The sequence below is a fragment of the Bradyrhizobium arachidis genome (assembly GCF_015291705.1).
In the GTDB taxonomy this organism is placed as follows: Bacteria; Pseudomonadota; Alphaproteobacteria; order Rhizobiales; family Xanthobacteraceae; genus Bradyrhizobium; species Bradyrhizobium arachidis.
This window is the reverse complement of record NZ_CP030050.1, coordinates 2,061,425-2,073,890: the sequence shown is the minus strand read 5'-3', so window position 1 is coordinate 2,073,890 and position 12,466 is coordinate 2,061,425. Positions and strand designations below refer to the sequence as shown.

9 protein-coding genes and 1 pseudogene are annotated in these 12,466 nt (G+C 58.4%); 4 read left to right on the top strand and 6 right to left on the bottom strand.

From position 1 onward, the window contains the following. Positions 1-776 precede the first annotated feature (776 nt). Positions 777-1,535, bottom strand: a complete 759-nt coding sequence (locus WN72_RS09770; protein ID WP_092217782.1) for a gamma-glutamyl-gamma-aminobutyrate hydrolase family protein — start codon at positions 1,533-1,535, stop codon at positions 777-779. Between the two features lie 297 nt (positions 1,536-1,832). Here WN72_RS09770 and WN72_RS09765 point away from each other — a divergent pair, with 297 nt between their 5' ends. Both WN72_RS09765 and WN72_RS09760 read left to right on the top strand, forming a co-directional pair. Next, positions 1,833-3,101: an ATP-grasp domain-containing protein gene (locus WN72_RS09765; protein ID WP_092217783.1), complete on the top strand. Its 1,269-nt coding sequence runs from the start codon at positions 1,833-1,835 to the stop codon at positions 3,099-3,101. A 334-nt stretch (positions 3,102-3,435) separates the two neighbouring features. Next, positions 3,436-4,596 carry a M24 family metallopeptidase gene (locus WN72_RS09760; protein ID WP_092217784.1) on the top strand — a complete coding sequence of 387 codons (1,161 nt, stop codon included), beginning with the start codon at positions 3,436-3,438 and terminating at the stop codon, positions 4,594-4,596. 188 nt (positions 4,597-4,784) lie between these two features. Here the strand turns inward: WN72_RS09760 and WN72_RS09755 are convergent, their stop codons facing one another. Continuing rightward, on the bottom strand, positions 4,785-4,922 hold the full coding sequence (locus tag WN72_RS09755) for a hypothetical protein (RefSeq protein ID WP_167381000.1): 138 nt from the start codon (positions 4,920-4,922) through the stop codon (positions 4,785-4,787). A gap of 294 nt (positions 4,923-5,216) precedes the next feature. After that, positions 5,217-6,521 (bottom strand): NAD(P)/FAD-dependent oxidoreductase, encoded by a 1,305-nt coding sequence (locus WN72_RS09750; protein WP_194483011.1) that lies wholly within the window; start codon positions 6,519-6,521, stop codon positions 5,217-5,219. Between the two features lie 536 nt (positions 6,522-7,057). Here WN72_RS09750 and WN72_RS09745 point away from each other — a divergent pair. Continuing rightward, complete coding sequence (locus WN72_RS09745; RefSeq protein WP_194483059.1) at positions 7,058-7,321, top strand: hypothetical protein; 264 nt, start codon at positions 7,058-7,060, stop codon at positions 7,319-7,321. Between the two features lie 802 nt (positions 7,322-8,123). Then, positions 8,124-8,945: pseudogene (locus WN72_RS09740) on the top strand (IS3 family transposase); the annotation flags it as partial. 253 nt (positions 8,946-9,198) lie between these two features. On the opposite strand, the gene WN72_RS09735 reads toward WN72_RS09740, so the two are convergent. From WN72_RS09735 to WN72_RS09725, 3 genes are all read right to left on the bottom strand, one after another. Beyond that, positions 9,199-10,149 (bottom strand): electron transfer flavoprotein subunit alpha/FixB family protein, encoded by a 951-nt coding sequence (locus WN72_RS09735; protein ID WP_092218211.1) that lies wholly within the window; start codon positions 10,147-10,149, stop codon positions 9,199-9,201. Further along, on the bottom strand, positions 10,149-10,898 hold the full coding sequence (locus WN72_RS09730; protein ID WP_092218212.1) for an electron transfer flavoprotein subunit beta/FixA family protein: 750 nt from the start codon (positions 10,896-10,898) through the stop codon (positions 10,149-10,151). Before WN72_RS09730 ends, WN72_RS09735 begins: the two co-directional genes overlap by 1 nt. 171 nt (positions 10,899-11,069) lie before the next feature. Beyond that, positions 11,070-12,347: a Glu/Leu/Phe/Val family dehydrogenase gene (locus WN72_RS09725; RefSeq protein ID WP_244553884.1), complete on the bottom strand. Its 1,278-nt coding sequence runs from the start codon at positions 12,345-12,347 to the stop codon at positions 11,070-11,072. Positions 12,348-12,466: the final 119 nt, after the last annotated feature.

The window sequence follows — 12,466 nt, the reverse complement described above, 5'->3', positions numbered from 1 at the left end:
TGGCCTGCCAGTTCAGCGTGCTACTTCTGGGACGGCACCTTCGCCAACAAGTGGGTCCGTCGCAGCCACGAGCAATCACGAGGAACGGCGCCGGGGCCTCGCTGTCTTCTGGGAATCAGGCCAGCTGAACTTCTCCCGACGTGCTGGATCACCTTGCGGATTCGGGATCACCTCCAGCGTGTCGGTCCTGTCCTCCCCAAGCTAACGCAACTGCGTTCCGCCGCAAAAGGCACAAGCTACAGCCCCTGGCACAGTCCCCCTGCGAGGCAGATGGTGCGGAAACGGCTCGCGCGACGGCTTCTTGCGCGTACACGGGCCACGTTCGTCGCTCTGGCCACGGCCACGTCGGAGTAAGTCCGTCCTCGGTCGCTGAGCCCTTGAACTCCTCTATCCTGTGTTGGAATCCTGTGTTGGAGCTGATCCAGCAGCCTTGCGGTTACACTGCGCGCGAGGGTCGAAGGCGGGTCATTTGCGTAGAACATTCTCGTGAACGTCCAGTTAGCGACCGGCCTGCGCCACCGAGACCCCGCGCTCCCTGACCGGCTTGACCGCCTCGACTTTGAACTCGCGACTGAACTTCAGTCTCTTCATCGCCCACCTCCGGCTTCATGAAACACCTAATCTCTTTGTCCATCAAACCGGCAGCAGCTCATCTTGCCACGCATGCCTAGACCGATTGAGCATATCTTCAAATTTGTACCCTTGGGTCCTGCGCCATAGGCTGGTCGCCTAAAAAAGTGAGTTAAAGAGAGATCGCCACAAGCTTTCTTCCGGGCTTAGGTGTTGCTCCTTGCGGCTGCATGCCCCCGGACAGCATCACCGAACGCGCGGAAAATACGTGCTGATGCTTCATCCGAAGCGGACCAATACTCCGGATGCCACTGAACTCCCACAGCGAAGGCGCTTGCATAGTTCACCGACACCGCCTCGACGGTTCCATCTTCGGCGACGGACTCAATTTTGAGCCGTTCGCCCAACCTGTCGATCGCCTGCCGGTGGTGGGAATTGACCTTGATTTCATCTGCGCCAACGATCTCCCGGAGGCAGCCGTCCTCCATCATCATCACCTTGTGCTTTATGGCAAATTGCTCGCTCCGGCTAACCCCCTGCGGCGCGCGATGGTCAAGCGAGCCGGGACGCTCCTGAATTTCTGTTGCCAGCGTTCCGCCCAACGCGACGTTCAGTTCTTGAATACCCCGGCAGATAGCAAGCAGTGGAATCCCTCGATCGATCGCCCTGACGATCAAAGGCAGCGTCGTCGCGTCACGCGCCGGGTCATAAGGACCGTTGAGTTCTCCGGCGTCGCCGCCGTAGAGCGACGGATGGACGTTCGAACCGGATCCTGTAACTAGGACACCGTCCACAGCAGCTGCAAGTCGATCGAAATCAAGCCGGCGACCAAAGCAAGGGACCAGCAGAGGAAAGACGCCGGCCGCAGCGATTGCCGCGTCTAGATACTGTTGTGGCGTAGCGTGCCAGTCAGTCTTGCAAAGACACCGGACATCCGTTGAAACCGCAATTAGCGGCTGAGCCATTTTTGGTTTACCGTTGGAGCGCCAAGTCGGCCGTTGCATCTATGAGAGTCCTGCCTTTCGAGCCGCGCAGGAGAACGCCACGGTCCTTATCAATCTACCCTTTGCGCACACACCTACACAGCATGGTAGTATCACCGCAAGACATTCTCTGACATTTCAGTCCACGTAGTTGAACTGAGAAGCGGTTAGCCGAGAAACTTGGTCTGCTGATATCTAGCTTCGGAACATTGACGTGCGAGCGGCGCGATTGCTGCTCGTTCATCGTAGTTCCGAACAGAATGGCGGAGTCATAGGTCAATGTCGAAGCAAGTTCTCATTGTGCTCGAAGGTGCACTTAATGGTCGGCTCTACGTCGAGGCGGCGCAGCGTCTTGGTCTGCAACCTATTGTTTTCTCGGCCGATCCAAGCCGATTTGCCTACATCGCGGCAAGCGGCTGTGAAGCAGTGCGCGTCAATACAAAGAACCTTGATGCGATGATACACGAATGTTTGCGGTTGTCTCGGACCTCTCACATTGCCGGCATAACGAGCGCACAAGAGTCGGTCTATGCAAGTGTCGGCAAGCTCTGCCAATATTTCGAACTCCCGGGCCCCGATCCCGTAGCAGTCGAACGATGCTGCGACAAATTTTATCAACGTCAGCTTCTCGCAGATGCCGGCATTCCAACCCCTGCTTTTCGCCTGGCGACGAGTGCGACAGATGTAGAGCGCTCTGCAGCCCAGATCTGCCTACCGGTGATTGTTAAGCCGGCGGTCGGCATCGGAGGCATGGGTGTTCGATTGTGCCGCGATCTTGACGAGCTAGCCAAGCACACGAGCTACCTGTTGAGTAAGGAGATTTGGGGCTCTTCGCCTAGAATACTCGTCGAGGAATTCGCGCAAGGCCCCCACTACAGTGTAGAAATAATGGGAGACAAGATTATCGAAATTGGCGCTGCCGACTTTGATAACCAGCCGCATTTCGTTTGTCGTGAATACATTTATCCCGCCTTATTGACCGATGACGAGCATAGACGAATCGTCGAGGTTTCCTCAAAGTCTTTGAAAGCCCTCGGCGTGGGCTGGGGGCCGAAAAACATTGATCTACGATGGACCACGCTTGGCCCAGTCGTGATTGAGGTCAATCCGCGTCTTGCTGGCACACCAAACTCTCAGTTGGTCAAGCTTTCATGTGGTATAGATCTCGTCGCCGAGCACATCAGGCTCGTCATTGGGCAACAATGCAATCTGCGCAGAAGTCATTCGCACATAGCAGCCGCGCGGGTTCTGCTTCCCGATCGCGAAGGCATTCTTGATGCAATCTGTGGCGAAAGTCGCGCGGCGGAAGTGCCGGGTATCACAGAAGTCCGGTTTTCGGTCGAGCCAAAGGCCTCAATCGTCAAGAAAAACGATTATCGAGACAGGATCGGGCATGTCATTGCCACTTCGCCTGATCGTGCTGTGACAAAGCGCGCACTTCAACGTGCCGTAGACTTAATTGAATGGTCGATCACACCTTTTCCACCTCTGGGTGAGCATGAGCAGGGTGCCAGCCTTACTCCACCCACCGACGCAGATGTCGTCTGATAATCCTGATCGTACCCGAGGCTCGTCGTTGAAAGTGGCGAGGGCGACGAGTCATTGCAGGACGTTCAATGGGCACGCGGAGCGCACCAAAGGCGAGAATAGTGATTTTCTTGAGCAGGATTGGATACGAATTGACTTCACGCGGTGGCAACTCCGGCTTGTGCGACTGCGAACACGAGGCAAACACGTTCTTAGTCTTAGAACAGATGCAACACCTCGAGCCAAAGCAGCGCCGCGTTACTGTTAACAATTGGGTACCTCGCGTTTGATGAAGAAGGTCAAAAGGGCCCTACCACGCGCGAAGAGCCTTCATTAGCTCGACCACGGCCGCTTAATGATCAACCAGAAGGATTTTCTAATGACACACCCTCTGCTTTTCCCTCCAGCTTTCCCCCTTGTAGAATTCCAGAGCCGCCTTTCAGCCCTGCGCAGAATCATGGCCGAGCGCCATGTTCAACTGCTTATCGTCGACCAGCGTGAACACATGGTTTATTTCAGCGGATACTGTTCCACAGCAGCCATGTACCAAGCCTTACTTGTTCCGCTCGATCGAGAGCCCTTTGCAGTGATTCGCGCGGTTGATGCTGAGATCTTCACCGAACGAAGCTGGTTTACTGACTGCGTATCGTTCGGCGACGACGCGAATCCAATTAGGATCGTTGCCGACGCGATCACAACGAGAGGTTTTGCAGGCACTGTCATCGGCATCGAGCAGGACAGTCATTTTCTTACCGTGAACCGAGCGTCGGAGCTTGAAGCATTCTTGCCGAATGCAAGGATTGTTGATTTTTCTGGTGTCATGTGGGAGATGCGGCAGATTAAGTCTCCGCTCGAGCTTGCTTGTCTAGAGGTAGCCGCGGAGATTTGCGACCGCGCGGCGCGCGCCGGTTTCGAGGCGGCTCAGGAAGGCGTTAATGAGCGGGAGATTTTCGTAGCTATGACGGATGAAGCCTGGCGGAGCGGCGCCGACAACGCGCAAGTCGCCGTCGTGGCTTCTGGCCCTCGCTCGGGTATATTGCATGCATCGCTTGGCCACCGTTTTTTACCCAGAGGTGACATCTTGCATGTGGAGCCGGTCCCTCACTTTCGCGGCTACACCTCACGTATGATGCGCCCAAAGTCGATCGGAGAGCCGACGGATCAACAAATCCGGACGGCTGAAACGATGATCCGAATTCAAGAGGAGCAGTTCCACGCAATGAAGCCTGGCGCTAACGCGAAGGACGTCGATCGCATCGTACGAGAGGCGATATTGAAGGCTCGATTGCGCGACACCTACACTAATATAACAGGCTATACTCTCGGTCTTAAGTACCCTCCTCGTACCAGTGATTTCACTCGTGTATTCCTTCCAGACAGCGACTGGCAACTCGAGGAAAACCAAGTTTTTCATATGTACACCTCAGCGCGGGGGATGGCCTTCAGCGAAACCATCGTCGTCACACCCGAGGGAGGGAAGCGGTTGACTAAAATGGAGCGCCGGCTCTTCTTCTGATTTCCGGTCGGATTCTCAACGGAGCACGCCCGAAGCTGTTGTAGTGTACCTGCAAGTGACTTTCATCTAGTGTCTGGTGGTTCGTACGCCAAGTAGTCTGGTAGAGCAACGGGCGACCGACGGAGCTGGCCGAGGCTGCTCGGTCGTCTGCTGCCGCGAGGTGGCGGCACAGGCCGCAAAACTTGCTTTTAAGGACGAATGAGGCGGGCAGATATTGCCGTGGGCGAGCGAGCCAGCGATTCTGGTGCGGGGTCATCAAGGCCGAAGAACAGGCCTCCTGGAGCAGCTTCACCGGAGTTGAAGCTCTGGATGAAGCTGTCCAGCATCGGATTTCCTGGCGCTATGAAGTGTGAGCGATGACCACGTCCTTGCTCTAGGCCGGCATGACGCGGCAGGTGAACTCGATACCGCGATCCGACGCGACCATTCTGGCTTGCCACGTCGTCCAATGACCGATGTCAGTTTGCCGCTGACTCCGTGTCCAGAGCGCGAGTTATCCGGAATATACGCGCCCGCCCGCGTCGCGAGTCGTCCGACTTGGACCTGTGGTCGCCCACCGCTCGTCGTTGTCAAAGTTCGTGAAATAACCACGCTCCTGAATGAACGTCTATTCTGCCGGTCTAGTATTCGCGTCCGGCTCGCCAGTGCTCCCAGGTCATTCGCGCTATGGCGCCAATTCCACGAAACGGCTCCGGCGGGATCCAGTCGGGGCCGGTCAGCATTAAACGATCTGTTAACAGAGGGGATTGGGAGCCACAGGCCATCTCCGCCAGGAGCTTCCCGTGAATATTACCTCTCAAAACCCCCGCCCCTTGACACCCAACTGAGGCATAAAGTCCTGGCCTCAGCTCCCCGAAGTACATTCCGCCGTTGACCGTGATCGCCGTCATGCCGCCCCAGACGTGCTCCAGGTGATAAGAGCGCATTTGTGGAAATCGTCGCCGAAACAATCGAGTCAGCGTCGAGCGTACCTTCTGTGGGTTTACCTCCTTCTCGTATGACCAGCTGCTGCGTATGAGGAAACGCCGCCCGACCTTCCTCATGGTGGTGCCCATTCGGGTAGGCGGAAGCACTCCCCAGGCCGGCAAGGAGCCCATACGGCCAAGTTCATCATCCTCCAGCTCGGGAGTTAGCCCCGCGTAGGTGTAAACGACGATCATTCGGTCAGCCAGGAGACCCAAAGCCCTCGCATGCGCATTGTTCGCGATGAATACTTTGTCGGCTACAAACTCTGCCCGAGGCGTCCGTACTTTGAACGGTCCCGATCCCTCCACGGCCTCGACCGCCCTATGTTCAAGCACAGTGACATTGGAAGAGAGCGTGTCAGCGAGACCTCGGATAAGCGCCGCCGGTTGTACAAAAGCGCGCGTTAGCGTTTCGTAGCCGTATTGGTAGTAGTCGGTGCCGAGAAGAGCTCTAAGCCCCTGAGCATCATGCTCCAAGTATCTTAGATTTCTCCTTTCCAGAGCTTGTCGTGAGCTCAAGAGCCAGCGCTCTCCTTGGCGAGTGGCAGCCGCAACTATGCGTGGGGCCGTCTCATCCCAATCGCAATTAATCTTATGCTCCTCAACGACAGCCCGTAGCCAATCGAGCCCGGCGAGCACGATGCGCGTTTTTCGATTGGCATCATCCTCCGCCGAGCCGTACGCATTTGGACGCGGCTCGATTGCCGACGGCGACAAGAAACCCGAATTTCGCGCCGATGAACCTTCCCCGATCTCCGACGCCTCGATGACAATAATATCCTTTTCCGGCATCAATTCCGCCAAACGACGGGCCGCGGCTAGCCCCGTGTACCCGCCCCCGACAACGATCGCATGATACCTCCTCTCTTTTGGGAGCTGTTCGTTCGGGACTCGCCGCGGCAATAGCGCATTCCATCCCGCCCCCACTGTGTACCGTGGGGCGGTTTTCAAATCGGTCATTCTGCTTCTCCTACCTGCCTGTTGACACGCGACTTCTCCCAAACAGCAAAGGCCCTAGCAGACTAGCTCTGGTCTGTCAGGAGTTGTCGATCTGGTCTGAACCGAGCAAACTGACGTTGCGAAACTTCAGTGTTCGAAGCACAGACCAGATGAACGTCCACAAGAATGCGCCTTTGACGCCCAAAGGTCGAGAGCTGTTGGTGCGCAGTTTAATCGAGGGCGGACTGAGCCAGGCCGACGGCTGACCGGTCCGACACGACGCCGAAGACCGTCCCCAAATGGGTCAAGCGGTTCCGCGCGGAAGGTGTCGACGGATGAGGTCCCATTCATCGCCAAGCCAAACTTCTCCAACCACAAGCACGGCTGTCGAAGCCCTGCGCCAGGCCACACCGGCAAGCAGATCACGGCCGAGGTCAAGGTGTGCCGGGTCACCGTCAGCCGCATCCTTCGCCGCTTGGGATTAAACCGGATGCGCAATCTTGATCCGGCTGACCCGGAATCCCGCGTGAGCGCGAGAGCCAGGCGAGATCATTCACATGGACATCAAAAAATCGGGCGTTTCGAACGCGTTGGCCACCGCATCACCGTCGATGCGAGCGGTCCGAACAACAGCCGCGACGCTGACTGGGGATTTCGTCCACGTCTGTATTGACGACCTTTCTCGCTTCGCCTTCTCGGAGATCAAACCAGACGAGGCGCCGGACAGCGCGGTTTCTTTTCTCAAGGCGGCCCTATTACAAAAGCCCCGAAGTGCGGTTTGGATGAAGCGCTCTGCCTTGCCGTTTGTTCTCGGCGTGTAGGGTTCGGTGAGGAAGTACTTGATGCACATTCGCGGCGACCATATCGGTACAGCTGTAGAAATGCATTCGCAGCCATACTAACGCTAGCCGAACTGGATCCCTTGTCGCGATCGCGCCGGATGCAGCAGCACATGAACAATCATGCGTCACGGTCAGTGCAGGACGAGAGCTCGAGCGGAACCGGTACACGGCGGGACCCGTCGAACGGGAGTTCAACCCGCGATCCAGATAATCCGTTGGTTGCCTCGGTCTCGAGCGCCGATGGAAGGCGGAACTTCTCGACCTGCGCGCAGCCGAAGAGGCGCTTGTCCGACAATGCCGCCCAAAGTGATCCTACAAATGGCCTGAAGCATGGGAGTTCAACGACAAAGTCATCACTGGCCGCCTCGACTAGATATGGGTGACGAGGCGTTCTCGGGTGCGCATCGCACGGCGCGTTGCGATGTCTCATCGAAAAGGCGTTCTCGACCGCGGTGAGTGGGGCTCTGGCTAGCACCGTCTTGCGTGGAGGCGCCGTGACGAAACTCGAATTAAAGATGAGCGTCAACTCCGTCATCAGATTGACGCAAGGCACCGAGATGCGGAAAGGCCTTCTAGCCCTCGATCGCGACGGCGTCCCCGAGCGACGAGATTGCCGCGAGCCTGACCCAATGGATTCTCGCGCAAGACCTCGAACATTCGCGCGCTTACAAAGGCTGCTCTCCGGGGGCATCGGCCTGCCCGTGCTGGCACGGTTAACTCCACAAGATCGCGAGGACGTCAGCGGTGGTGCTCGACATCGTTCGGCGATGTTCGGATGCTGCGCATGCTGGTCGACGCGGTCCGCAGCGAATGGCAGGTCTCGATCCGCCGGGCCTGTGACGCTCTCGAATTTGACCGCTCGACCTACCACTACAAGTCCCGTCGCCCTGGCCAGGCTGCCCTCGAACAGAAGATCAAGGAGATCTGCCATGTTCGTATTCGCTACGGTTATCGTCGTGTTCACGTCCTGCTGCGTCGTGAAGGCTGGCGCCATGGCCAGAACAAGACGCGGCGCATCTATCGCGAATTGGGCCTGCAATTACGCAGCAAAACGCCCAAGCGCCGGGTCAAGGCCAAGCTGCGCGATGATCGCAGGCCGGCGACGCGATCGAACGAGACCTGGGCGATGGACTTCGTCCATGACCAGTTGGCGACCGGACACAAGCTGCGCGTGCTCACGATTGTCGATACCTTCTCCCGCTTCTCGCCGGCGCTGGCGCCACGGTTCACCTTCCGCGGCACCGATGTTGTGGAGGTGCTGGAAAGGGCCTGCAAGGAAGTGGGATTCCCGGCAACGATCCGCGTCGATCAAGGCAGCGAGTTCGTGTCCCGCGATCTTGACCTCTGGGCCTACCAGCGCGGTGTCACCCTGGACTTCTCGCGGCCCGGTAAGCCAACCGACAACGCGTTCATTGAGGCCTTCAACGGCCGCTTCAGGGCCGAATGCCTCAACGCCCACTGGTTCCTGTCCCTTGCGGACGCCCAGCAAAAGGTGGAGACTTGGCGCAGATACTACAATGAAGAGCGGCCCCATGGCGCGATCGGCAATCGACCGCCGATTTTGCTGCAAAACCACGTCGGCGCATCCAGCTCGCCAACGTGATCACGGCGAAAAACTCTAGTTCTGAATGGTCCAAAGTTCGGCCTCGCTGCACTCGGGGCGGACTCAAACTCTTTCTGGAGGAAATACTCAGGGGCAGGTCACGACGAATTTGCGTCGGCATGGCGAGACAAATAGCAAGTGATTGCGCCACCGTCGGCGGCGGCGAGCACGCCGGAATGTCATCGGCCTGCAGAATGCCGGAAAACCCCTGATCTCAAAGAATACCCTCCTGCTTTTGAAGGGACCCGTGCTACTAGCACCACGTACCCGCTTTGCCGAGTTCGGCCGTCAGCTCCGGAACCGCCTGGTAGAGGTCGGCGACCAGGCCGTAGTCGGCGACCTGGAAGATCGGCGCGTCCTCGTCCTTGTTGATCGCGACGATCACCTTGGAGTCCTTCATGCCGGCCAGATGCTGGATTGCGCCGGAAATGCCCACCGCGACATAGAGCTCGGGGGCCACGACCTTGCCGGTCTGGCCGACCTGCCAGTCGTTCGGCGCGTAGCCGGCGTCAACCGCCGCACGCGAGGCACCGACGCCGGCGCCGAGCTTGTCGGCCAGCGGCTCGATGTACTTGGCGAAGTTCTCACGGCTCTGCATGGCGCGGCCACCGGAGACGATGATCTTGGCCGAGGTCAGCTCCGGACGGTCGCTCTTGGCGACTTCCTCGCCGACGAAGGTCGACAGGCCCGGATCGGCCGCCGCAGCAACACTCTCGACCGGCGCGCTGCCGCCCTCGCCCGCAGCGGCGAAGGTGGAGGTGCGGACCGTGATGACCTTCTTGGCGTCCTTCGACTTCACCGTCTGGATGGCGTTGCCGGCATAGATCGGACGCTCATAGGTATCGGGCGCGACCACCTTGATGATCTCCGAGACCTGCATGACGTCGAGCAGGGCTGCGACGCGCGGCATCACATTCTTGAAGCGCGAGGTCGCGGGCGCGACGATCGCGTCATAGGACGGGGCCAGCGAGACGATCAGCGCGGCCAGCGGCTCGGCGAGATCGTGCGCATAGGTCTCGCCATCGGCGAGCAGCACCTTCTTGACGCCGGCCAGCTTGGCAGCGGCGTCCGCGGCCGCCTTGGCGTTCTGGCCAGCCACCAGCACCTCGACATCCGCGCCGAGCGCGGCAGCCGCGGTCAGGGCCTTGTTGGTCGCATCCTTCAGCGACGCATTGTCGTGTTCGGCAATCAGAAGCGTCGTCATCAGAGCACCCCGGCTTCGTTCTTGAGTTTCGACACCAGCTCGGCGACGTCCTTGACCTTGACGCCCGCCTTGCGGCCTGCCGGTTCAGTCGTCTTGAGGACCTCGAGACGCGCGGTGACGTCGACGCCGTAATCGGCGACGGCCTTCTCCGCGATCGGCTTCTTCTTGGCCTTCATGATGTTGGGCAGCGAGGCATAGCGCGGCTCGTTGAGGCGAAGGTCGGTGGTGACGATCGCCGGTCCCTTCAGCTTCACGGTCTGCAGGCCGCCGTCGACTTCGCGGGTGACCTTGAAGTCCGAACCATCGACCTCGAGCTTCGAGGCGAAGGTCGCCTGCGACCAGCCGAGCAGCGCGGCCAGCATCTGGCCGGTCTGGTTCGAGTCGTCGTCGATCGCCTGCTTGCCGAGGATGATCAGGCCCGGTTGCTCTTCTTCAGCAATCTTCTTCAGGATCTTGGCGACGGCAAGCGGCTCGACGTTGCCGTCGGCCTTCACCAGGATGCCGCGATCAGCGCCCATGGCAAGACCGGTACGGATCGTCTCCGACGCCTGCGCCGGTCCGATGGAGACCACAACGACCTCGGTCGCCTTGCCGCCTTCCTTCAGGCGCAGCGCTTCCTCGACCGCGATCTCGTCGAACGGGTTCATGGACATTTTGACGTTGGCGAGTTCAACGCCCGATCCATCGCCCTTGACGCGGACCTTGACGTTGTAATCGACCACCCGCTTTACCGGCACTAAGACCTTCATCGATCCTCTTTCACTTGATATCTGCTACGCTGCTGGATTCAGCTTCGGGGGGACTTGTCGACCCTGCATAGGCTTGCCTCCGTGCTCCACGAATCGGGCTCACGATACATGGGAGACAGACCACATAACGACGGATCAGGCCTCGATCAAAGCATCGAGGCGCTTTAATCTTCAAGGAAAAAGGCCCCTGGTCCGCTTAGCCGATTGTACCACGCTAACGCCGATCGCCGTGGCCGCCATGCGATGAGAAATGCGATCGCGCTTCGCGCGAGCTATGGTCTGCTGGAAGCTACGTTCGAGGATTTGGTAGAGGCGATCGAACACTTCGGCCTCCTCCCAAAATAACCGCTGCAGATCCTGCACCCATTCGAAATAGCTGACAATGACACCTCCTGCATTGCATAGAATATCAGGCAGCACAAAGATTTTGTCGCCTCGTTCATTGAGGATCACATCGGCTTCTGGTGTTGTTGGACCATTAGCGCCCTCGGCCAGAATGCGACATTTGAGCTCTGAGACATTTCCGCCCGTGATAACCCGCTCGATTGCAGCCGGCACGAGGATGTCACACTTTTGGACCAGCAGCTCCGACTGCTCTATAAGACTCTCCGTAGAGAACCCAGCAAGTTGGCCTTGCTTGGCAACGTGACGTTGGAGCTCGCCAACGTCGAAACCATTGGGATCGTAATACGCGCCGGTGTGATCGCTGGCCCCGATAATTCTAACACCTCTTTCCGCGAGGGAATAGGCTGTCACTGATCCAACGTTCCCGAACCCCTGGACGATAGCTGTCGCAGCGCGTGCGCTGATCCCAAGATGGTCAAGGGCGCGGGCGACGAGATAGGCTACTCCGCGTCCAGTCGCTTCACGACGTCCCAGTGTACCTCCTGCTGATACGGGCTTCCCGGTGACGATCTCGTTGATTGTTTGGCCCTGATACATCGAGTATGTATCCATGAACCACGCCATGACCTGCTCGTTGGTGCCCATGTCCGGGGCCATGACGTCGGTGTGAGGACCGACGAAAGGAATCATCTCCTGCATGTACCGTCGGGATAATGCTTCCAGTTCGCGCGGCGACAATGCGTAAGGATCGACCGTTATGCCCCCCTTTGCTCCACCATAGGGGAGGCCCGCCAGCGCGCATTTCCAGCTCATCCAGATTGCCAGAGCGGCTATCTCACCAACGTCTACGGACGGCGAGAACCGCGTCCCCCCCTTGGTCGGCCCGAGTGTAAGGTGATGCTGTACACGGTAGCCCTGAAAGACTTCCGTGCGTCCATCGTCCCTGTGAATTGGGCACGACACGGCGATTGCACGCTTGGGATAAAGCAGCCGGTCCCTTTCCATTTCAGGGATCTGGAGATGATTGGCAACGCGCTCAAACTGCTGCCTGGCCATATCGAATACGGGACCACTATAGATTTGTCTGTTCGGATTTTGCATCATCTAGGCTGGTTAGCGTGTTAGCGGCACGGGAGCGGGGAAGAAAGGGAGGGAGAGATAAAGGAACAAGAAGCTGCCGTCCTAAAGCAGGCGCCAGTGAGGATCTGTCGCCGGAGGCGAAG

Bases quoted from the DNA above. Each gene is read 5' to 3' on its own strand.
- WN72_RS09745 (WP_194483059.1), top strand. From the start codon at position 7,058: ATGGACATCAAAAAATCGGGCGTTTCGAACGCGTTGGCCACCGCATCA.
- WN72_RS09730 (WP_092218212.1), bottom strand. From the start codon at position 10,898: ATGAAGGTCTTAGTGCCGGTAAAGCGGGTGGTCGATTACAACGTCAAG.
- WN72_RS09770 (WP_092217782.1), bottom strand. From the start codon at position 1,535: ATGGCTCAGCCGCTAATTGCGGTTTCAACGGATGTCCGGTGTCTTTGC.
- WN72_RS09765 (WP_092217783.1), top strand. From the start codon at position 1,833: ATGTCGAAGCAAGTTCTCATTGTGCTCGAAGGTGCACTTAATGGTCGG.
- WN72_RS09725 (WP_244553884.1), bottom strand. From the start codon at position 12,347: ATGATGCAAAATCCGAACAGACAAATCTATAGTGGTCCCGTATTCGAT.
- WN72_RS09760 (WP_092217784.1), top strand. From the start codon at position 3,436: ATGATCAACCAGAAGGATTTTCTAATGACACACCCTCTGCTTTTCCCT.
- WN72_RS09735 (WP_092218211.1), bottom strand. From the start codon at position 10,149: ATGACGACGCTTCTGATTGCCGAACACGACAATGCGTCGCTGAAGGAT.
- WN72_RS09750 (WP_194483011.1), bottom strand. From the start codon at position 6,521: ATGACCGATTTGAAAACCGCCCCACGGTACACAGTGGGGGCGGGATGG.
- WN72_RS09755 (WP_167381000.1), bottom strand. From the start codon at position 4,922: ATGCTGGACAGCTTCATCCAGAGCTTCAACTCCGGTGAAGCTGCTCCA.